We start from the raw sequence: 20,005 nt of genomic DNA, 5'->3' as shown, positions 1-20,005 counted from the left end.
CGGTGATCTCGGCTGGCGGGCCGAGGTCGCGGAGGAGGCCGAGGACGGATTCCGCGCGATGTGGCGTGACCTGCTGCCCATCGGGTTGGACGCCGCGACCGGCGGCTACCGCAGGCACGGATGGACGGCGGCCGACGCCGACTGCCGCGCCTGGTTCGCCGGGCAGGCCCGGGCACGTGGGCTGACGTACGAGACCGACCGCAACGGCAACCAGTGGGCCTGGCTGGGCGACCCGGCGGCGGGAGACGCCGTGGTCACGGGGTCGCACCTCGACTCGGTGCCCGACGGCGGAGCGTACGACGGCCCGCTCGGGGTGGTCGGGGCCTTCGCGGCGCTCGACGCCCTGCGGGCCCGTGGTCTTCGTCCGCGGCGGCCGCTGGCCCTGGTGAACTTCACCGAGGAGGAGGGCGCCCGGTTCGGCCTGGCCTGCCTGGGATCGCGGCTGATGACCGGGGCCGTCGCGCCGGAGGCGGCCCTGGCGTTGCGCGACGCGGACGGCGTCTGTCTCGCGGCGGCCATGGAGCGGGCCGGGCGCGATCCGGAGGCCGCAGGGCGTGACGAGGAGCGCCTCGCCCGCGTCGGCGTGTTCGTGGAGCTGCACGTGGAGCAGGGCCGTCACCTCGCCGGCACCCCGCACCGGGTGGGCGTCGCCTCCGCCATCTGGCCGCACGGCCGCTGGCGCTTCGACTTCCGCGGCGAGGCCAACCACGCGGGGACCACCCGGATGGAGGACCGGCGTGATCCCATGCCGTCCTACGCGGCGGCCGTGCTCGCGGCCCGCGCCGAGGCCGAGCGTCTGGGAGCCCTGGCCACCTTCGGCCGGGTCCGGGTGGAGCCCAACGGAACCAACGCCATCCCCTCGCGGGTGACCGCCTGGCTCGACGGCCGGGCGGCCGACCCCGGTGTCCTGGACGAACTCGTCGAGGAGACGACGCGGGCGGCGGCGGGAGCCGAGGTGACCCGGGAGTCCTACACCCCGATCTTGACGTTCGACGTGCCGTTGCGAGAGCGTGCCGTACGCGTTCTCGGCGGCGCGCCCACGCTGCCCACGGGCGCGGGACACGACTCGGGCATCCTCTCGGCCGAGGTCCCGACCGCCCTGCTGTTCGTCCGCAACCCCACCGGGGTCTCCCACTCGCCGCGGGAGCACGCGGAGGAGTCCGACTGCCTCGCCGGTGTCGCGGCCCTCGCCGCCGTGCTCGCGGACCTGCTCACGACCCCGCCGACCCCACCGATGTAACCGGCCCCGCACCCCGCCGATCTCGCCGGCGTCTCCCGCGCCGGCCGCCGGGAACCCAGCCGACGGCACTGCGGGCGGGGAGGCCGAGGATCGCGAGCGTGGGGCCGGTCGGGCCGCGGACGGCAGGCGACCGCTCGTCGGCGGCGCGCCGCCCTTGGGAGAGCGGCGCGCAGGCATCAGCATGAACGGCGCTCGCCGGTAGGAGCGGCGCGCACGAGCGGGAGTGCCGTGTGGGAGTGCCGTCCGTCAGCGGGAGCGGCGGTCGCCGCCGGAGTCGCCGAGACCGGCCCGGCGGAGGGCCTCGGCCATGGAGCCGCCGGCCGGCGCCCCGCCCGAACCCCGGCCGCCACCCTGGCCCGAGCCGCCCCGGCCGCCGCCCTGGCCCTGGCGGCCCTGGCGGGGCTGGTTCTGCCCGCCCTGCCCACCACCCTGCCCACCGCCCTGCCCGCGGCGGCCGTTCGACCGGTCGTCGCGCGAGCCGTCGCGGGACTCGCCGCCGGGGCCGCCCCTGCGGCCGTTGCCCGCCGTCTCGTCGTCCAGGCGCAGCGTCAGGGAGATGCGCTTGCGCTGGAGATCCACGTCGAGCACCTTGACCCGCACGATGTCACCGGGCTTGACCACCTCGCGCGGGTCCTTCACGAACGAGGTGGACATTGCCGACACGTGGACGAGGCCGTCCTGGTGCACGCCGACGTCCACGAACGCCCCGAACGCGGCGACGTTGGTGACGACGCCCTCAAGGATCATCCCGGGAGACAGGTCGGACGGCTTCTCGACGCCCTCCTTGAACGTGGCGGTCTTGAACGCGGGCCGGGGGTCGCGGCCGGGTTTCTCCAGTTCCTTGAGGATGTCGGTGACGGTGGGCAGCCCGAAGGTGTCGTCGACGAAGTCGGACGGCTTCAGCGTGCGGAGCGCGGAGGTGTTGCCGATCAGCGAGCGCAGGTCGCTCTTCGAGAAGTCGAGAATGCGACGCACCACCGGATACGCCTCGGGGTGCACGCTGGAGGCGTCGAGCGGGTCGTCCCCGCCGGGGATGCGGAGGAAGCCCGCGCACTGCTCGAACGCCTTCGGGCCGAGCCGGGGCACCCCCTTCAACCCCGTCCGGGAGCGGAACGGGCCGTTGGCGTCGCGGTGGGCGACGATGTTCTCCGCGAGCCCGGCGCCGATGCCGGAGACCCGGGTCAGCAGGGGAGCGGAGGCGGTGTTGACGTCCACCCCCACCGCGTTCACGCAGTCTTCCACGACCGCGTCGAGCGAGCGCGACAGCTTCACCTCGGACACGTCGTGCTGGTACTGCCCGACGCCGATCGATTTGGGGTCGATCTTGACCAGTTCGGCCAGCGGGTCCTGCAGCCGCCGCGCGATCGAGACCGCGCCGCGCAGCGAGACGTCGAGACCGGGCAGTTCCTGCGAGGCGTAGGCCGAGGCGGAGTACACCGAGGCCCCGGCCTCCGAGACCACGATCTTGGTGAGCTGCGGCAGGTGCCCGACGAGCTCTCCGGCGAGCTTGTCGGTCTCCCGCGAGGCCGTGCCGTTGCCGATCGCGACCAGTTCCACGTTGTGCTCGGTGGCGAGCCGGGCGAGCACGGCGAGCGACTGGTCCCACTGCCGCCTGGGCTCGTGCGGGTAGATCGTCTCGGTCGCCACGACCTTGCCGGTGCCGTCGACCACCGCGACCTTCACGCCGGTGCGCAGCCCCGGGTCGAGGCCCATCGTGGCCCGGGCCCCGGCGGGGGCGGCCAGCAGCAGGTCGCGCAGGTTGGCCGCGAACACGCGCACGGCCTCCTCCTCGGCGGCCTGCCACAGGCGGGTGCGCAGGTCGATGCCGAGATGCACGAGGACCCGTGTCCGCCAGGCCCAGCGGACGGTGTCGAGCAGCCACCTGTCGGCGGGACGGCCCAGGTCGGCGACGCCGAACCGGCGCGCGATCCGCGCCTCGTAGTCGTTCGGCTCCTCGGCCTCCGGGTCGAGGGTGAGGGTGAGAACCTCCTCCTTCTCCCCACGGAACATCGCGAGGATCCGGTGCGAGGGCAGCCGCGTGAACGGCTCGGAGAAGTCGAAGTAGTCGGAGAACTTGGCCCCCGCCTCCTGCTTGTCCTCCCGCACCTGGGAGACCAGCCGGCCCCGGCTCCACATGCGCTCGCGCAGGTCGCCGATCAGGTCGGCGTCCTCCGCGAAGCGCTCGACCAGGATGGCCCTGGCCCCCTCCAACGCCGCGCCGGCGTCGGCCACGCCCTCGCGCACGTACGCCTCGGCGGTCGCCTGGGGGTCGAGCGAGGGATCGGCGAGCAGCGCGTCGGCCAGCGGCTCCAGCCCGAGCTCCCTGGCGATCTGCGCCTTGGTCCGGCGCTTGGGCTTGAAGGGCAGGTAGATGTCCTCAAGCCGGGCCTTCGAGTCGGCCTCCATGATCCGCGCTTCCAGGGCCTCGTCGAGCTTGCCCTGGGACCGGATCGACTCGAGGATGGCCGCGCGCCGCTCCTCCAGCTCACGGAGATAGCGCAGGCGCTCCTCCAGCGCGCGCAACTGGGCGTCGTCCAGCGCGCCCGTCGCCTCCTTGCGGTAGCGGGCGATGAACGGCACGGTGGCCCCGCCGTCGAGCAGGTCGACCGCCGAGGCCACCTGGCTCTCGCGCACACCGAGCTCTTCGGCGATCCGCCGCTGAATGGACGTCGTCACGATCCTGCTCCGCCTTCTTCCGGGTCCGCGCTCTGCGGGCTCATTCTGCCGGATCCGGCCGACACTCTCGGTCCGCCTGTGGACAAGCGGCCCGCGACGGCCCGCGACGGCCCGCGACGGCCCGCGACGGCCCGTACGGCGCTCTCAGCGGGTCAGGTAGCCGGTGGGGAAGGTGGTCACGGTGCCGCATCCGCATCCGGGGCAGGTCGCCTCGGACCAGGGAGGCTGGACCGCGACGCCCTCCCGGGTCCACACCGCGACGTCGCCACCCCCGCCGCCGTGCTCGCCGCCGTGCCCGCCGTGCCCGTCGCTGTGCTCGTCGCCGTGCTCGCGGACCGTGCGGCGGACGACGTACTCCACCTCCCAGACCAGCAGGCAGCGCAGGCACCTGAACGGCCACGTCTCGCCGGAGCCGATCGTCTCCCGCACCGGAACCACCCCCACTGCCTCCGTCTCCGAGTTTCGGCAGACGGCGAAACCACCGCAAGTGCCGGTGCGGACACGGGAAGTAATGTTTGCGCCGCGCGACGCCCCGCGACGCCGTGCGACGCCGGGCCGGAGGCGGATCAGACCACTTCGAGCAGCTCGTCGACGACCCCGAGCGCCAGCGTCTTGTAGCCCACCGAGTCGAACAGGACCGTGATCCGGTCCTGCTCCCGGCTCATCACGATGCCGTGCCCCCACTCCGCGTGCCGGACGTTCGCGTGCATCGGGAACGGGCCGTCGCCGGCCGCCGGCGCGGCCGCCGTCCCGGACCGGCAGGTGTCGCAGTCGCCGCACGCCCGTTCGTACGGCTCGCCGAAGTACTCCAGCAGGAAGCGGCGGCGGCATCCGGTCGTCTCGGCGTAGCCGCGCATCATCTCCAGCCGGGAGTCCTCCATCCGGTGCCTGAGGTCGTCGAGCTCCACCGCGCGGGCGGCGGCCTCGTCCGGAGGCGGGCCGCCGGGGGCGTACCGCAGCGCGCCGCCGTGGGCGACCTCGACCGCGCCGGCCCGCTCCAGCAGGTTGACCTGCGAGGTGAGCTTGGCCGCTCCCACGTCGAGCAGCTCGCGCAGCTCCGCGGCGTCCACCTCGCCGCCGTGCTCGCGGACCAGCGTCGCGACGCGCAGTATCAGGTCGCCGTCCGCCCGGCCGCCCGTGAAGAACTTGCGCAGCCCGAGGTCCTCGGGCCGGTAGAACAGCACGACGTCGGCCGGGTTGCCGTCCCGGCCCGCCCGGCCGATCTCCTGGTAGTAGGAGTCGATCGACTCGGGCGGCGCCGCGTGCAGCACGTAACGCACGTCGGGCTTGTCGATCCCCATTCCGAACGCCGACGTCGCCACGACGGTGTCCAGGTCGTCGTCCTGGAACCGCTCATGGATGCTGCGGCGGTCGGTGGTCTTCATCCCCGCGTGGTAGGCCTCGGCCCGGCGGCCCCGCTCCTTCAGCAGATCGGCGTACTCCTCGGCCTGCCGCCGCGTCGCCACGTAGACCAGCCCAACCCCCTCCAGCCCGGCGGCGTGGTCGGCCAGGGCCGCGCGCTTGTCGTCCTCGCCGACGAACCGCCGCACCTCCAGGTGGAGATTCGGGCGGTCGAAACCCCGGACGATCTGCTGCGCCCCGGTCAGGCCCAGCGACTCGACGATCTCCTCGCGGACCGTGGGCGCGGCGGTGGCCGTCATCGCGATGACCGGAGGATGGCCCAGGCGCTCGATGACCTTGGCCAGGCGCAGGTACTCCGGCCGGAAGTCGTGCCCCCAGGAGGAGACGCAGTGCGCCTCGTCCACCGCGATCAGCGAGGGCCGGGCCGCGGCCAGGCGCTCGACCACCTCGGGCTTGGCGAGCTGCTCGGGCGACAGGAACACGTACTCGGCGTTCCCGGCGGTGACCTGGTCGAGGCCCGCCTCCACGGAGCCGGCCGAGTTGACCGCCACCGCGCCCGCCGCACCCGCCTTGAGCAGGCTCATGACCTGGTCGCGCTGCAGGGCGATGAGCGGCGAGACGACGATCGTCGGGCCGTCGAGCAGCAGGCCGGGCACCTGGTAGACGGCGGACTTGCCGCCGCCGGTCGGCATCACCAGCAGCACGTCCCGCCCGGCGAGCAGGTGCTCCATCGCCTCCTGCTGCCCCGGGCGCAGCTGCTCCCAGCCGAACGCCTCCCTCGCCGTGGCGCGCAGCCGCCTGCCCCTGCGCCCGAAACGGCGACCGAACCGGCCGCCCGCCCACCCCCTGGACCAGCCGCCCGACCAGTCCCTCGACCAGCCGCCCGACGTCCCGCCGAGCCGGTCACCGGGCCTGCCGCCGGACAGGCCGCCGTACCGCTGCCTGACGCTCATGCCGCCGCTCCCTCGCCGATCGGGCTCCGTCGCCCGATCGGGCTGCCACTACCCGCGGGACATGGGTCGAACCCGGAGTACGCCGCCGCGGAGTGATCGGCCGTCCGGATCGGGGCCGGGAGCAGGCTGTACGGTCAGGGCATGCGACTCGGAGTCCTGGACGTCGGTTCCAACACGGTGCACCTGCTGGTCATGGACGCGCACCAGGGAGCAAGGCCCCTGCCCGCCTTCTCGCACAAGGAGGAGCTGCGCCTCGCCGAGCACCTCGTCGACGGGAACAGGCTCGGCGAGGAAGGGGCCGCGCGGCTGCGGGCCTTCGTGCGGGAGGCCGCCCGGATCGCGGAGGACAAGGGCGTGGAGGACCTCGTGGCCTTCGCCACCTCCGCGGTGCGCGACGCGGTGAACGGCGTCGACGTGCTGGCCCGCATCAAGGCCGAGTCCAGAGTGGACATCCAGGTGCTGTCGGGTGACGACGAGGCGCGGCTGACCTTCCTGGCCGTGCGCCGCTGGTTCGGCTGGTCCTCGGGACGGCTGCTGGTCACCGACATCGGGGGCGGCTCGCTGGAGATCGCCTCCGGCATCGACGAGGAGCCGGACGTCGCCGTGTCGCTCCCACTCGGCGCGGGGCGTCTCACCCGCGACTGGTTCACCGCCGACCCGCCCGGTCCCGAGGAGGTGCGGGCGCTGCGGCGGCACGTCCGCACCGAGATCGCCCGGACCGTCGGAACGGTGACCAAGTACGGCAGGCCGGACCACGCGGTCGCGACGTCCAAGACGTTCCGCCAGCTCGCCAGGATCGCCGGGGCGGCGTCCTCCACCGAGGGGCCGTACGTCAGGCGGACGCTGACGCACGAGCACCTGGTGGAGTGGACGGCCCGGCTGGCCGGGATGACGGCGGCCCGGCGCGCGGAGCTGCCCGGCGTGTCGGTGGGGCGGGCCGGGCAGCTGCTCGCCGGGGCGATCGTCGCGGACGCCGCGATGGACCTGTTCGAGCTGCCGGTCCTGGAGATCTGCCCGTGGGCGCTGCGGGAGGGAGTGATCCTGCGCAGGCTCGACAACCTGCCCATGGGGCGCTCCCCGGTGGCCGATCAGTAAGGTATGAGCGCCCGCCAAACGGGGCAAGGCACCAATACTCGGCAATTTTCCGCTCCTACCGCATGGCCGGTGATTGGACCGCCGGTCACTGGAGTGCCGTATCGGGGTCGACCTCTGGAGGAATCGGAATGGTGGAGCTGCTGGGAGCCGTGGTCTCTCTGGCGGCGGTGGCGGTGCTCGCGCTCGGGGCGCTGGTGACGGTCGCGGTCGTGACCCTCGTCGCGCTGGCCGCGCTGGCGGCGAGCACCGGGCGCGAGTCCTACGGCCGGGTGCCGCCCGTCCCGGCCCGTGAGGGCTCGGGCGAGCCGGCACGCGGCGCGGTCTCGCGGGACGGCGCGGCGGACGGCGCCGCCAAGGGCACTGCGAACGGTGCCGCGAACAGTGCCGTCAACAGTGCCGCACGTGGCGCTGCGAGCGGCGCCGTGCGCGGCGCGAAGGGCGGCGCGGCGGTGCGCGAGCACCGAGTCCGTGCGAGTGCCGCCACCCGTGCCGCCTCGGTACGCGGTGCGTGACACCGCGCGCAGGGCACGACTCACCCCGGCGTCCCCGTCAGGCCCCGCCTGGCGGGGACGCCTCGTTTCCCGGGCCTTCCGGGGAGCTTCGCGCGGGTCCTCCGCGCGGGGGTTCCACGCGGCCTCCCGCGTTCAGCGGGTGTCGCCGCTCTGCCCGGACAGCTCCTTGACCAGCTGGGTGAGGTGGGCGACCTGGCTTTCCAGCCCGCGCACGCGTGCCTCCAGTTCGACCAGCGTGGGGGCCTGGAAGCCGTCGGCGATCTGCCTGCTCATATGTCCTCCCGAACGGCGCCGATAGGGGAACCGGCATTGGGGGTGCGGGCCGAGGGTTGTCGGGGACCTGCCTTTCTATTCCCGGAATACGTCGCTTGGCACCTCTTCTCGCGGGTGAAGATGGAGGAGTGAAGGTCGTCGTGCTGGCGGACACCCATGCCCCCCGGCGCTGGAAGTCGTGCCCGCCCGCCGTCGCCCGGCACCTGCGGAGGGCGGACCTGATCCTGCACGCCGGCGACGTCTGCACGGCGGAGGTGCTGGTGGAGCTGTCGGCCTACGCGCCGGTGCGCGCGGTGCTCGGCAACAACGACGGCCCCGACGTGGCGGCCTGGGGCGCCCCCGAGACACTCGAACTCGACCTCGGCGGACTCCGGGTGGGAATGATCCACGACAGCGGCCAGACCACCGGGCGGACCGCCCGGATGCGGCGCCGCTTCCCCGGCGCCGATCTCGTCGTCTACGGCCACTCCCATATTCCGATGGACGTGACCGGTGACGGGGTGCGGGTCTTCAACCCCGGCTCGCCCACCGACCGCCGCCGCCAGCCGCACGGCACGATCGGCCTGCTCGACGTCGCCGGGGGCGCGCTTCGGCGGGCCGAGATCGTGCCCGTCACCTGACGGACCGCGCGGACCTGCCTAAGGGCCGTACGGCGGGGCATGGGGCCGGTATGAGAGAGAACAGACCACAGCCCGATCCGCGCTCGCGGTTCGAGGACGAGGGCATTCCGGACCTGCAGGAGGGCACACCCGAGCAGCAGTGGGCGTCCGACCCGCAGGAGATGCCGCTGCCCGGCGACCGGCCGCTGGGCCTCGACGAGTACGGCACCACCCCGAACGAGATGCGCGAGGGGGAGTCGCTCGACCTTCGCCTGTCCCGCGAGGTCCCCGACACCGACGTGCGGTTCGGCACCGATGCCGATGCCACCGAGGGCGACGTGCTCGGCGAGGGCGGCGAGCGGCCGTACGACGAGTACGAGGGGCTGACCGGGGACGAGGCCGGCGGGTACGGCTCGGAGGACCCCGACGGCTACGCCACCGTGAACCCGGCCCAGGCGGGCAGGTACGGCACCGGCGAGCCGGGCCGGGCCGGGCGGCTCGTCGACCCCGACGGCGGCATGGGCGTGGACACCGAGAAGGACATGATCGCCGAGGACGTGGGGCCTGACTTCGGCGGATACACCGCCGAGGAGCAGGCGATGCACCTGGAGGACGAGGGCCCCTGAACGGCCCGATGCGGCCATGAGCGGCCAAGGGGAGGAGCTGTGGCCCCGGCGTGGACCCGGGACGCGCGGACAGGGGGCGCGCGGACAGAGGGCGCGCGGGGCCACCGTCTCGCGGGCCGCGCCCGTGATCAGGCCCGGGATCAGGCCTGGAGTCACACCCGGGGGCGTGGCCGGTGCGGGCGGCGAGGAGGAGCCTGATTCGTTACGCTGCCCCGATGGCGGATGTTCAGGAGACGCGGCACCAGTGGCGGGTGCCCCGGGGGATCGTCGCGCTGAAGGCCGCCGGCGCCGTGCTGTGCGCGGCGCTGGCGATCATCGGCGACGGCTGGCTGCTCTTCCTCGCCGGCGTGGCCGCCCTGGGCTTCGCCGTACTGACCGGGCGCGACCTGGTGGCACCCGTACGGCTCGCGGCGGGCGAGGACGGCCTCGTCGTCAGCGGGCTCGGCGGCAGGGAGCGGATCTCCTGGAACGACGTGGACCGCATCCGGGTCGACACCAACCGCAGGTACGGCCTGACCACCGAACTGCTGGAGATCGACGCGGGGGAGCAGATCCACCTCTTCAGCCGGTTCGACCTCGGCGAGCCCGTGGTCGCCGTGGCCGAGGCGCTCATGCGGCTGCGCCCCTGACCGGGGGCGCCGGCCGCCGTGGGGAGCCGTGCACCCCACGGGAAAGCCGGCAAAAGAGGTGCAAGCCGATGTCAAGCTCGGCGTCCTAGAGTCCGGTGCGTGTCACAAACCGCTCTCATCACTCTGATCCTGTCCGGCCTCGGGCTCGTCTTCGGCCTCATCGGCGGAGGAGTCATCGTCAACGCCCGGGAGTTCCGCCGCCGGGCGCACCGCGCCAGCGGCCTGGTCGTGCGGCTGCGCGCGAGCCGTTCCGACGACGGCACCGTCTACTACCCGACCATTCGCTTCGTCACCCTGTACGGCCAGCAGGTCGAGGCCGAGAGCAGCTACGGGAGCAACCCGCCGCCGGCCAGGCCCGGGCAGGAGGTGCCGGTGCTGTACGACCCGGCGAGGCCCACGCGGATCCGCATCGACAGCGTGGCGGGGAGCGGCACGCTGCTCGGCGGGATCTTCCTCGCGGTGGGGGTCGTCCTGTTCACCGTGGGAGCGGGCATCGCGCTCGCGCAGACGTTCTGACCCCCCGAAGGCCGGGCCTCACGGTCGTGCCCCGCTCCTCGGGACCCAGGGGAAGTCATCCACCTGGGCCCCGAGCGAGGCCTCGGACTACGGTGCGGCGGGGCCGGTCACCCGGTCACCCGGTCATCCTTCACCCGACGGCGCAGGCCGCGCCGTTCAGTGTGAACGCCGCGGGGGTGGCGTTGGCGCCGCTGTAGGTGCCCTGGAAGCCGAAGCTCGCCGTGCCGCCGTTCGCGCCGATCGTCCCGTTGTAGGAGGCGTTCGATGCCGTGACCTGCTGGCCCGACTGGGTGACGACCGCGTTCCAGTAGCCGGTGATCTTCTGGTTCCCCGCGTACGTCCACTGGAGCCGCCAGCCGTTCACGGCGCTGGACGACCTGTTGGTGATCGTGACGTCCCCGGTGTATCCGCCGCCCCAGTCGTTCGTCCGGTAGGTCACCAGGCATCCGCCGGCCGGCGGGCTGGCGCTCGGCGAGGACGACGGGCTGGGCGACGGCGAAGGCGACGGGCTCGGCGAGGGGCTGGGGGACGCGGGAGGGGACTGGGGCGGCGGCACCGTGTAGTCGAGCCCGTAGCCGTACTTGAACAGCGCGTCCTTGCCGTCCCCGTCGTTGATCGGCTCCTGGTCGGCGCTGCGCGGCCAGGTCATCGGCAGCCGCCCGCTGGGGGCGGAGTCGCCGAACAGCATGTCGGCCACGCCGCGTCCCTCGGTGCCCGGCAGCCAGGCCGCCACCAGGGCGTTCCACTGGTCGAGCTGGCCCGCGATGTCCAGCGGGCGACCGGAGACGAGCACCACGATCAGCGGCACGCCCGACGCCTTGAGCCGCTGCAGCGTCGCGAGGTCGGTGGAGTCGAGGCCCATCGACCCCGTCCGGTCGCCCTGGCCCTCGGCGTACGGCGTCTCGCCGACGACGGCGACCGCCGCGCGGTAGGAGGAGTCGATGCCGCTGCCGTCGCGGTTGTAGGTGACCTGGGCGCCGGAGCCGACGAGGTCGCGGATGCCCTGCAGGATCGTGGTGCCGGTGGTGATGTTCCCGGACGAGCCCTGCCAGCTGATCGTCCAGCCGCCGCTCTGGTTGCCGATGTCGTCGGCGCTCTTTCCGGCCACGAAGATCTTGCCGCCGGTCTTCGCCAGCGGGAGCACGTTCCCCGCGTTCTTCAGCAGCACCAGCGACTTGCGCACGGCCTCGCGGGCCACGGCCCGGTGCGCGGCGCTGCCGACGGTAGAGGTGTACGAGCGGTCGGTCAGCGGCTTCTCGAACAGCCCGAGCTCGAACTTCTTGGTCAGGATGCGCCGGTTCGCGTCGTCGATCCGGGAGGTCGGGATGCGGCCCGCCTGCACCTCCTGCTTCAGGAGCGAGATGAACTTCTTGTAGTCGTTCGGCACCATGACCATGTCGACGCCCGCGTTGATCGCGGTGGTGATCTCGTTCGCGGTGAACCCGGTCTGGCCGTCGAGCTGGTCGATGCCCGCCCAGTCGGTCACCACGAAGCCCTTGAAGCCCAGCTCGTTCTTCAGCACGTCGGTGATCAGGTACTTGTTGCCGTGCATCCGGGCGCCGTTCCAGCTGCTGTAGCTGACCATCACGCTGCCCACGCCGCGCTGTACGGCCGCCTTGAACGGCGCGAGGTGGATGGCCCGCAGGTCGGCCTCGCTCAGCTCGGTGTTGCCCTGGCCCCTGCCTCCCGTGGTGCCGCCGTCGCCCACGTAGTGCTTGGCGGTGGCGAGGATGGAGGCGTTCCCGGCCTTCTGGAAGCCGTCCACGATCGTGGTCATCTGCGTGACGAGCTGGGGGTCCTCGCTGAACGACTCGTACGTGCGGCCCCAGCGGTCGTTGCGGGCCACGCACAGGCAGGGGGCGAAGGTCCAGTCGACGCCGGTGCCGGAGACCTCCTCGGCGGTCGCCCGGCCGACCCGCTCCACCAGGTCGGGGTCGCGGGTCGCGCCCAGCCCGATGTTGTGCGGGAAGATCGTCGCGCCGACGACGTTGTTGTGCCCGTGCACGGCGTCGATCCCGTAGATCATCGGGATGCCGAGCGGGGTGGACAACGCCTGCCGCTGGAAGTTGTCGTACATGTCGGCCCAGGACGACGGCGTGTTGGGGGAGGGCGCGGAGCCGCCGCCGGAGAGGATCGAGCCCAGCCGGTACGCCGCCACGTCGGAGACCGTCGTCAGGGCGCCCCGGTCGGCCTGGGTCATCTGGCCGGCCTTGTCGTCGAGGGACATCCGGGATAACAGGTCGTCCACCCGGGTGGCCACGGGCAGGCTCGGATCCTTGTAGGGAGCGTCCGCCGCCCGTGCGACGCCACGGCCGGCGGTGGGGACGACGCCCAGTGCCGCGGCGAGCAGCGTAACGAGCGCGATGATCCACGGGGGTCTCAGCCGGGATGTCATGGGTCCTCCCTCACATTCCTGCTGACCGTAGGAATCAAGGGATTTTCGGGTCAAACACCATGGCTTCCGGACACTCCCCACCAGCCGTGCACGAGGAAACTTTCACGGCCGCCACCTCGGGCCACGGGCGGCGCAGGTGGGGGAGACCCGGGCGAGATCACAGGGGTGAGCCCGGCGCGGACGGGGGATGTCCCGACCGTCACCCGTCCCCCAGCGGCCGCCGTGGGAGCCGCAGTTAGGGGTGCGCATGCGCGTCACCGCCGTCGAGTCCACCGAACTGTTCGTCCGCGGCCCGCGCCAGATAGTGCGCGTCATCCTCGCCGAGGTGCCGTACGGGTCCCCCTTGGTGGTCGAGGCGGACGGCCCGGGAGTGCGCGGCCGGCGGACGGCCGGCCCCGATGACGGCACGAACCCGGGGCCGCGGACGGTGGTGGTGGAGGTGCCCGTCGAGCCCGTCGAGCCGGCCGGCACAGCCGAGTCAGGGGGGCGCCCGGCGCCGGGCGCCCGCGTCCCGCTCGTCGTCCGGGCCCGCGCGGGCGGCGAGCGGTGCGCGGCGGACGGCGAGCTGGTCGTCGCCGAGCCGGGCTGGACGGTCTGGATGATCCCCCACTTCCACTACGACCCCGTCTGGTGGAACACCCAGGCCGCCTACACCGCCAACTGGGACCGGGCGGGCGGCCTCGCGCAGGCCCACCGGCAGGAGTTCCAGCACGCGGGCTTCGACCTCGTCCGGCTCCACCTGGACACGGCCCGCAGGGAGCCGGAGTACCGGTTCGTGCTGGCGGAGGTCGACTACCTCAAGCCCTACTGGAACGCCCACCCCGAAGACCGGGCCTACCTGCGCCGTCTGCTGGCCGAGGGCCGGCTGGAGATCGTGGGCGGCACCTACAACGAGCCGAACACCAACCTGACCGGCCCGGAGGCGACGATCCGCAACCTGGTCCACGGGATCGGCTTCCAGCGCGACGTGCTCGGCGGCGACCCGGCGACGGCCTGGCAGCTCGACGCGTTCGGGCACGATCCGCAGTTCCCGGGCCTGGCCGCCGAGGCGGGGCTCACCTCCAGTTCGTGGGCGCGCGGGCCGTACCACCAGTGGGGCCCGATGCTCCTCGGCGGCGGGTGGGGCGACCCGTCGGTGATGCAGTTCCCGTCGGAGTTCGAGTGGCTGTCGCCGTCGGGCCGGGGCGTGCCGACCCACTACATGCCGGCCCACTACAGCGCCGGGTGGTGGATGGACTCGGCGCCGACCCTGGAGGAGGCCGAGGCCGCCGTCTACGAACTGTTCCTGCTGCTGAAGAAGGTCGCGGCGACCCGCAACGTGCTGCTGCCCGTCGGCACCGACTACACCCCGCCCAACAAATGGGTCACGGAGATCCACCGCGACTGGAACCGGCGCTACGTGTCGCCCCGGTTCGTCTGCGGGCTGCCGAGGGACTTCTTCGCGGCGGTGCGCGCCGAGGGCGTCCGGCTGACGCCCCAGACCCGGGACATGAACCCGGTCTACACCGGCAAGGACGTGTCGTACGCCGACACCAAGCAGGCGCAGCGGCACGCCGAGACACGTCTCGCCGACGCGGAGAAGTTCGCCGCGGTCGCCACCGCCGTCCTCGGCGCGCCCTACCCGCACGCCGCGCTCGACAAGGCCTGGCGTCAGATCGCGTACGGCGCGCACCACGACGCGATCACCGGCTCGGAGTCCGACCAGGTCTACCTTGACCTGATGACCGGCTGGCGGGAGGCGTACGGCCTGGGCGGGCGGGTCCTCGGCGCGTCGCTGCGCCGCCTGGGGGAGGGCCTGACCGGCGTCGCCGTCTGGAACCCCTCCTCCTGGCCGAGGACCGATCTCGTGCGCGTGCGGCTGACGCTGCCCGAGCCGGGGGCGTACGGCGTCGCGCTCGACCCGCCCGCGCCGGGGCTGCTGCTGGAGCACCCGGAGCGCCACCCCGACGGCAGCCTGGCCGCCGTGGACGCGGTCTTCGTCGCCCGCGACGTGCCCGCGCTCGGCTACCGGACGTTCCGCCTCGCGCCGACCGGCGACCGCGTCCCGATCGGCTGGGCCGTACGGGAGGGGAACCGCATCGCGAACGCCACCCACACCGTGGAGGTCGACCCCGAGCGCGGCGGGACGGTGTCGAGCCTCGTCGTGGAGGGCCGCGAACTGCTCCAGGAAGGGCGGGTGGGCAACGAACTGCTCGTCTACGGCGAGCACCCGGCGCATCCGCGCTTCGGGGAGGGCCCTTGGCACCTGCTGCCGAACGGCGAGGTGACCGGCTCGGCCGGAGCGCACGCGGAGGTCGCCGTCGCCGACTGCCCGGCGGGACGGCGGATCACGGTGTCCGGGAAGGTGGGGCCGGTCGCCTTCACGCAGGAGATCACCCTCTGGGACGGGCTGCCCCGCGTGGATCTCACCACGCACGTGGACGACTTCCACGGCTCCGACGTGCTGCTGCGGCTGCGCTGGCCGGTGCGCGTGCCGGGGGCGCTGCCGGTCGCCGAGGTCGCCGGCGCCGTCGTCGGCCGCGGGTTCGCCCTGATCGACGTCGACTCGGCCGAGCACCCGTGGACGCTGGACAACCCGGCGCACAACTGGTTCGCGCTGTCGTCCACGGCCCGCGTCGTGCTGCGCACGCCCGCCGGCCGTATCGCCGGAGCGCGGGCCGTCGGCGTCGCCGAGATCATCGCGCCGCCGGAGGCGCAGGCGGAAGGGCTGAGGGATCTGGCGGTCGCGCTGGTGCGGCAGGGCGTCACCTCGACGTGCTCCACCGGGCCCGGCCCCCGGTACGGGAACCTGGCCGTCGACTCGAACCTGCCCGACGTGCGGATCGCCGTCGGCACGCCGGAGGAGAACCCGTTCGTCGCGGCGCTGCTGGACGACGACGAGGCGTCGGAGCTACGCGCGCGGCTAGGCGCCGAGGGCAGGGCACGGCTGTGGGTCCCGGCCGCCGAGCCGCTGGAGAAGGTCTGGGTGCCGAGCGCGGACCTCACCGGAGCGCGCGACCTTCCGGTCCTCGTGGTCTGCGGCGAGGGCGCCGTCGAGGAACTGGTCGCCGACCTCGCCGACGCCGTCGTGGAGGTGGTGACCGGCGTCCAGTCCGACAGCGCTGTGACCGACGACGCCGTGCGTGATCACGCTACGTCCGACAGCGCTGCGCTCGACCAGGCCGCGTTTGGCGACGCTGCGCGTGACCAGGCCGCGTTCGACGACGCTGTGCTTGATCACGCTGCGTTCGACGATTACACGGTCGGGCTGGTCAACCGGGGCAGTCCGGGTTTCGCGGTCGACCCGTCGGGGGCGCTGCACGTGTCGCTGATGCGGTCGTGCACGGGCTGGCTGTCCGGCGTGTGGATCGACCCGCCTCGCCGCACCGCGCCCGACGGCTCGAACTTCCAGCTCCAGCACTGGACCCACATGTTCGAGTGCTGCCTGGTGGCCGCGCCGGGCGACTGGCGCGATGCCGGGCTCGTCCGGATCGGCCACGACGTCAACCATCCGCTGATCGCGACGGTGGGGGCCGACGGCCCCGCGGGCGAGTCGCGGTCGTTCCTGGAGACCGGCCCCGGCCTGGTCCTCACCGCGCTCAAGGCCGCGGGCAACCCGATCGCCGAGGGCCGTACGCCCGGCCCGGTGACCGCGCTCACCGCCCGCGTGTACGAGGCGGGCGGCGGGACCACCCCGCTGTCGATCACCACGACGCTGCCGCTCGGCACGTGGCGGCGGGCCGGACTCCTGGAGAACGTCACCGGCGCGGCCCCCGGCACGCTCGGCGGCATGGAGATCGTCACGCTCGTCGCCCCGCTGCTCCCCGGGCGCGCTACCTCCGGGGAGGCGGCCGCGGCCGGCGGCTTTCGGACTGGAGGAACGCAGGCTGGAGAAAATCGGACCGGCGGCAATGAGGCCGGCGGCACTGCTGGCGGCAGTGAGCGCGGCGGCGCCGAGGCGGGGGGCGTGCCTGAGGCCGAGCCGCACCAACCGGTCTACACGCGGTACTGGCTCAACGACACCGGGCCCGCGCCGATCGGTGACCTGCCCGTCGCGGTGCACCTGTCCGAGCCGGACCTCGACGTCGCCGGGCCGGTGGGCCTCACGCTGACGATCGCCTCCTGCCTCACGGAGGACCGGGCGGAGGGCGTGGTGACGCTCACCGCCCCCGGCGGCTGGACCGTGACGCCCGCCGTCCGGCCGTACGTGCTGCCGCCGGGCGGCCACGCGACCGTGCCGGTGCGGCTGACGCCGCCGCCCGGCGCCGAGCCCGGCCTCTACCTGCTGACGGCGGGCACGAAGTTCGGCGGCCAGGCGTACGAGGATGTGACCCGGCTCCATCTCTTCCGGCCCGGCGAGGGAGGGCGGCGGTCACCGGGCCTGGAGGTGACGGTGGAGGGCCTGGGTCATCCGCCCGGCCTCCGACTGCGGCCCGGCGGCGGGGCAGAGGTCGTGGTCCGGCTGCACTCCGGGGCACGGTCGCCGATGCCGGCGCAGGCACAGCTGGTCAGCCCCTGGCAGACGTTCGAGATGTTCCCGGAGTGGAACGGCGGCACGGTCGTGCCGCCCGGGGACGAGGCGTGGGTGCGCTTCCCCGTGCGGGTGCCGCCCGACACCAGGCCCGGCCGGTGGTGGGCACTCGTGAAGATCGCCTGCGCCGGGTGGGTCCACTACACCGACACGATCGAGATCGAGGTCGAGCCGTGAGCCCGAGCGTCCCCGCTCGCGACGGGCGAGAAGGCGGCGGTCGGGCTGTGAGCCTGAGCGTTCCGGCGGGCGGCGAAGAGGTCCGGGCGGTGTGCCATGAGATCTGACGTCCCGGGCCGCGACGCCGAGATCGCGGCGGTGGTGGGGGAGCGGGTGATGACGGCCGCCGAGGTGGACCACCGGCTCCGTCTGCTGAGAAGCGGGCCGCTCGCGGCCCGGCTACCGGCCCCGGGCACGGCGGAGGGCCGCAATCTGCGCCGCTGGCTGGTGCAGGTCATGGTGGCCGAGATCCTGGCCGAGCAGGAGGCGGCCCGGCTCGGCCTGCCGCCGGAGCCCTCTGGGTTCGGCACCCCCGACCCGTCCGCCGTGCCCTCAGCGTCCGCCGTGCCCTCAGCGTCCGCCGTGCCCTCGGCGTCCCCCGCGCGTCCGGGCCGTCCGGTGCCGCCTCGGGCGGAGGAGGACGCCGCCCGCGCCGCGCTCACGCTCACCCTGGCGGACGCGCTGCGGACCGGCGGGGTCGCGGCGGCGGTGCTGGCGACGTCGCCGGCCGCGAGGGCGGTGTGCAGGGCGCTGACGGCCGGATGCGCGCCCTCCGAGGAGGACGCGCGCGACTACTACCGGCGCAACCTCGACCGTTTCACCACCCCAGAGACGCGCTGGGTCGAGCCCTTCGGGCCCGTACGGCGGGGGGAGATGACCGGGCCGCTGGAGGATGCCGTCTTCGCCGCCCGCGAGGGGGAGACGGCCGGGCCGGTCGAGGGCCCCGGCGGCCCCTGGACGCTGGTGGTCCAGCGGATCGAGGCGGCGCGGTGCGAGCCGTACGAGGCCGTGCGTGCGCGGATTCGTGCGGAGCTGACGGAGCGTGACGGGGAACGGGCGTTCGCCCGCTGGCTGGACGCCCGGCAGGCCGGGTGGGTGCGGCTCATGCCGGGGCACGAGCATCCCGCCGATCCGGCGCAGCCCGACGCCGGCCACCGCCACTGACCGGGTCACGGGACGCCGTACCGCTGCGGCGCTTCCGCACCGGCGGTCCGGCCGCCTGAACCGGCTCGATCCGGTGGCGTGGAAGATTCAGGGGTTGCATCCGGTACCTGGGTACAGGCTTACCGTCGAGGCATGACCCAAGGCATCGTCCTCGATCAGGGGTGGGCACCTCCGGCGTGCACGCTGCCCACCGCCGAACAGCCGCTGCGGGTGGCCGAGTTCGACGCGTTGTTCGCCGAGACGGTCCGGGCCGTACAGCGCGAGGAGCGTGAGCGCCTGCGGCTGGAGCTTCGGTCCAGCCCGGAGCACGCCGCGCGGGCGGCCGAGCTGACGGCGCGGGAGAACGGCTGCTGCTCCTTCTTCACCTTCACGCTCACCATCGCCGGCGGCGGCCTGACGCTGGACGTGGCGGTCCCGCCCGAGAATGCCGACGTGCTGGACGCGCTGCAGGCCCGCGCCGGTGCGGGCGGCCGATCGACGGCATCGGCCGAGGCGGGGCGGCCGGTGTGAAGCAGGACGTCGAGCTGCGGGGTCCGGGTGAGCCCTACCTGCGCACCGGGCAGGTGGCCGAGCGGGCCGGGGTCAACGTCCAGACGCTGCGCTACTACGAGCGGCGCGGCCTGATCGCCGAACCGGCGCGCAGCCCCGGCGGCCACCGCTCCTACCCGCCCGAGACCGTCGCACTGCTGACGGTGATCAAAGCCGCGCAGCGGCTCGGCTTCACGCTGGAGGAGGTGGCCGAGCTGCTCGACACCGGCCGGCGTGGCCACCCCACCCCCGATCTGCGGGCCCACGCCGAAGCCAAGATCCTCGAAGTGGACGCGAAGATCGCCGATCTGACCACCATCCGGCACGCGCTGGCGCAGGTGGTCAGCGCCGGATGCGACAGCCTGACCCACTGCACCTGCCCCGACTGCCCGCTGCCCGCCCGCTGCCCTTCGCCGACCTGGCCGAGGGCCGCCCTCCCAAGGAGAGCTGACCTGTGAGCACCCACGACGACCATCGCATCCCGGTTCCGGCGCCCGTCCCCTCCACGCTTCCGGCGAGGGGTCCGGCGACGCCGGTCGCGGTGTCGCTCGCCGCCGCTCACGAGTCGAAGGACCGCACCGCCGGCGAGGGCGAGCCGCCGCTGCGCAGCAAGGTCGCCGCCGCGCTGGCCGTGCTCGCGTGCGCGGCCTGCTGCGCGTTGCCGGTGCTGATCGGCGCCGGCCTGCTGACCGGCGCGGGCGCGGCGCTGGCCGAGCAGACCCTCCTCGCCGTGGCCGGGCTGCTGCTGGCCGCCGCCGGGGGCATGTGGTGGCTGCACCGGCGCAGGACCACGGCCGCCACGCGGGCCGGCGAACCAGGGTGCGGTGAAACAGGACGCGGCACGTCCGGCTGCGCCTGCGGCGGCTGCTGACCGCGCCGGCCACACAGGGCCTGCCCCTCCGGCTCTGCAGCCGGCCCTTTCCCGGCTCC

17 protein-coding genes are annotated in these 20,005 nt (G+C 73.8%); 12 read left to right on the top strand and 5 right to left on the bottom strand.

Going from position 1 to position 20,005, the window contains the following annotated elements; all coding sequences use genetic code 11:
• Positions 1 to 58: 58 nt before the first annotated feature.
• Entirely contained in the window at positions 59 to 1,240 is a 1,182-nt protein-coding gene (locus F5972_RS16025) for an allantoate amidohydrolase (protein WP_150934530.1), read from the top strand.
• A gap of 246 nt (positions 1,241 to 1,486) precedes the next feature.
• On the opposite strand, the gene F5972_RS16020 is transcribed toward F5972_RS16025, so the two are convergent.
• From F5972_RS16020 to F5972_RS16010, 3 genes are all read right to left on the bottom strand, one after another.
• On the bottom strand, positions 1,487 to 3,916 hold the full coding sequence (locus tag F5972_RS16020; RefSeq protein ID WP_150934277.1) for a Tex family protein: 2,430 nt from the start codon (positions 3,914 to 3,916) through the stop codon (positions 1,487 to 1,489).
• A gap of 144 nt (positions 3,917 to 4,060) precedes the next feature.
• Complete coding sequence (locus F5972_RS16015) at positions 4,061 to 4,345, bottom strand: hypothetical protein (protein WP_150934276.1); 285 nt, start codon at positions 4,343 to 4,345, stop codon at positions 4,061 to 4,063.
• A 137-nt stretch (positions 4,346 to 4,482) separates the two neighbouring features.
• On the bottom strand, positions 4,483 to 6,231 hold the full coding sequence (locus F5972_RS16010; protein ID WP_150934275.1) for a RecQ family ATP-dependent DNA helicase: 1,749 nt from the start codon (positions 6,229 to 6,231) through the stop codon (positions 4,483 to 4,485).
• A 141-nt stretch (positions 6,232 to 6,372) separates the two neighbouring features.
• Here F5972_RS16010 and F5972_RS16005 point away from each other — a divergent pair, with 141 nt between their 5' ends.
• Together F5972_RS16005 and F5972_RS37260 are read left to right on the top strand one after the other, a co-directional pair.
• Entirely contained in the window at positions 6,373 to 7,326 is a 954-nt protein-coding gene (locus F5972_RS16005) for a Ppx/GppA phosphatase family protein (RefSeq protein ID WP_150934274.1), read from the top strand.
• 128 nt (positions 7,327 to 7,454) lie between these two features.
• Complete coding sequence (locus tag F5972_RS37260) at positions 7,455 to 7,838, top strand: hypothetical protein (protein ID WP_191910148.1); 384 nt, start codon at positions 7,455 to 7,457, stop codon at positions 7,836 to 7,838.
• Between the two features lie 132 nt (positions 7,839 to 7,970).
• Here the strand turns inward: F5972_RS37260 and F5972_RS37255 are convergent, their stop codons facing one another.
• On the bottom strand, positions 7,971 to 8,111 hold the full coding sequence (locus F5972_RS37255; protein ID WP_191910147.1) for a hypothetical protein: 141 nt from the start codon (positions 8,109 to 8,111) through the stop codon (positions 7,971 to 7,973).
• 128 nt (positions 8,112 to 8,239) lie between these two features.
• Between F5972_RS37255 and F5972_RS15995 the strand changes: the two genes are divergently transcribed.
• The 4 genes from F5972_RS15995 (at position 8,240) to F5972_RS15980 (ending at position 10,481) form a co-directional block, all read left to right on the top strand.
• Positions 8,240 to 8,731, top strand: a complete 492-nt coding sequence (locus F5972_RS15995) for a metallophosphoesterase family protein (protein ID WP_150934272.1) — start codon at positions 8,240 to 8,242, stop codon at positions 8,729 to 8,731.
• Between the two features lie 50 nt (positions 8,732 to 8,781).
• Positions 8,782 to 9,336: a DUF5709 domain-containing protein gene (locus F5972_RS15990; protein ID WP_150934271.1), complete on the top strand. Its 555-nt coding sequence runs from the start codon at positions 8,782 to 8,784 to the stop codon at positions 9,334 to 9,336.
• 215 nt (positions 9,337 to 9,551) lie between these two features.
• Positions 9,552 to 9,965, top strand: a complete 414-nt coding sequence (locus F5972_RS15985) for a PH domain-containing protein (protein WP_191910146.1) — start codon at positions 9,552 to 9,554, stop codon at positions 9,963 to 9,965.
• A gap of 99 nt (positions 9,966 to 10,064) precedes the next feature.
• Positions 10,065 to 10,481: a DUF3592 domain-containing protein gene (locus tag F5972_RS15980; RefSeq protein ID WP_191910145.1), complete on the top strand. Its 417-nt coding sequence runs from the start codon at positions 10,065 to 10,067 to the stop codon at positions 10,479 to 10,481.
• A gap of 130 nt (positions 10,482 to 10,611) precedes the next feature.
• Here the strand turns inward: F5972_RS15980 and F5972_RS15975 are convergent, their stop codons facing one another.
• Positions 10,612 to 12,876, bottom strand: coding sequence for a glycoside hydrolase family 3 N-terminal domain-containing protein (locus tag F5972_RS15975; RefSeq protein ID WP_150934269.1), 2,265 nt, complete (start codon positions 12,874 to 12,876; stop codon positions 10,612 to 10,614).
• A gap of 247 nt (positions 12,877 to 13,123) precedes the next feature.
• Here F5972_RS15975 and F5972_RS15970 point away from each other — a divergent pair, with 247 nt between their 5' ends.
• From F5972_RS15970 to F5972_RS15950, 5 genes are all read left to right on the top strand, one after another.
• Entirely contained in the window at positions 13,124 to 17,563 is a 4,440-nt protein-coding gene (locus F5972_RS15970) for a glycoside hydrolase family 38 N-terminal domain-containing protein (RefSeq protein WP_150934268.1), read from the top strand.
• A gap of 96 nt (positions 17,564 to 17,659) precedes the next feature.
• Positions 17,660 to 18,547 carry a peptidylprolyl isomerase gene (locus F5972_RS15965; RefSeq protein ID WP_150934267.1) on the top strand — a complete coding sequence of 296 codons (888 nt, stop codon included), beginning with the start codon at positions 17,660 to 17,662 and terminating at the stop codon, positions 18,545 to 18,547.
• A 132-nt stretch (positions 18,548 to 18,679) separates the two neighbouring features.
• Positions 18,680 to 19,057 carry a hypothetical protein gene (locus F5972_RS15960; protein ID WP_150934266.1) on the top strand — a complete coding sequence of 126 codons (378 nt, stop codon included), beginning with the start codon at positions 18,680 to 18,682 and terminating at the stop codon, positions 19,055 to 19,057.
• Positions 19,054 to 19,533 carry a MerR family transcriptional regulator gene (locus tag F5972_RS15955; protein ID WP_225311530.1) on the top strand — a complete coding sequence of 160 codons (480 nt, stop codon included), beginning with the start codon at positions 19,054 to 19,056 and terminating at the stop codon, positions 19,531 to 19,533. Before F5972_RS15960 ends, F5972_RS15955 begins: the two co-directional genes overlap by 4 nt.
• The gene (locus tag F5972_RS15950; protein WP_150934265.1) at positions 19,530 to 19,946 is read left to right on the top strand and encodes a hypothetical protein; all 417 of its coding nucleotides are present in this window, start codon (positions 19,530 to 19,532) and stop codon (positions 19,944 to 19,946) included. The genes F5972_RS15955 and F5972_RS15950 overlap by 4 nt, the downstream gene beginning before the upstream one ends.
• Positions 19,947 to 20,005: the final 59 nt, after the last annotated feature.

Source organism: Microbispora cellulosiformans (assembly GCF_008728085.1).
In the GTDB taxonomy this organism is placed as follows: Bacteria; Actinomycetota; Actinomycetes; order Streptosporangiales; family Streptosporangiaceae; genus Microbispora; species Microbispora amethystogenes.
This window is presented reverse-complemented; position numbering and strand designations above follow the sequence as displayed.

Excerpts from the sequence above, each read along its gene's own strand:
- F5972_RS16005 (WP_150934274.1), top strand. The coding sequence starts at position 6,373 with ATGCGACTCGGAGTCCTGGACGTCGGTTCCAACACGGTGCACCTGCTG.
- F5972_RS16010 (WP_150934275.1), bottom strand. The coding sequence starts at position 6,231 with ATGAGCGTCAGGCAGCGGTACGGCGGCCTGTCCGGCGGCAGGCCCGGT.
- F5972_RS15970 (WP_150934268.1), top strand. The coding sequence starts at position 13,124 with ATGCGCGTCACCGCCGTCGAGTCCACCGAACTGTTCGTCCGCGGCCCG.
- F5972_RS15985 (WP_191910146.1), top strand. The coding sequence starts at position 9,552 with ATGGCGGATGTTCAGGAGACGCGGCACCAGTGGCGGGTGCCCCGGGGG.
- F5972_RS15990 (WP_150934271.1), top strand. The coding sequence starts at position 8,782 with ATGAGAGAGAACAGACCACAGCCCGATCCGCGCTCGCGGTTCGAGGAC.
- F5972_RS15975 (WP_150934269.1), bottom strand. The coding sequence starts at position 12,876 with ATGACATCCCGGCTGAGACCCCCGTGGATCATCGCGCTCGTTACGCTG.
- F5972_RS16025 (WP_150934530.1), top strand. The coding sequence starts at position 59 with ATGTGGCGTGACCTGCTGCCCATCGGGTTGGACGCCGCGACCGGCGGC.
- F5972_RS37255 (WP_191910147.1), bottom strand. The coding sequence starts at position 8,111 with ATGAGCAGGCAGATCGCCGACGGCTTCCAGGCCCCCACGCTGGTCGAA.
- F5972_RS15965 (WP_150934267.1), top strand. The coding sequence starts at position 17,660 with ATGAGATCTGACGTCCCGGGCCGCGACGCCGAGATCGCGGCGGTGGTG.
- F5972_RS37260 (WP_191910148.1), top strand. The coding sequence starts at position 7,455 with ATGGTGGAGCTGCTGGGAGCCGTGGTCTCTCTGGCGGCGGTGGCGGTG.
- F5972_RS15960 (WP_150934266.1), top strand. The coding sequence starts at position 18,680 with ATGACCCAAGGCATCGTCCTCGATCAGGGGTGGGCACCTCCGGCGTGC.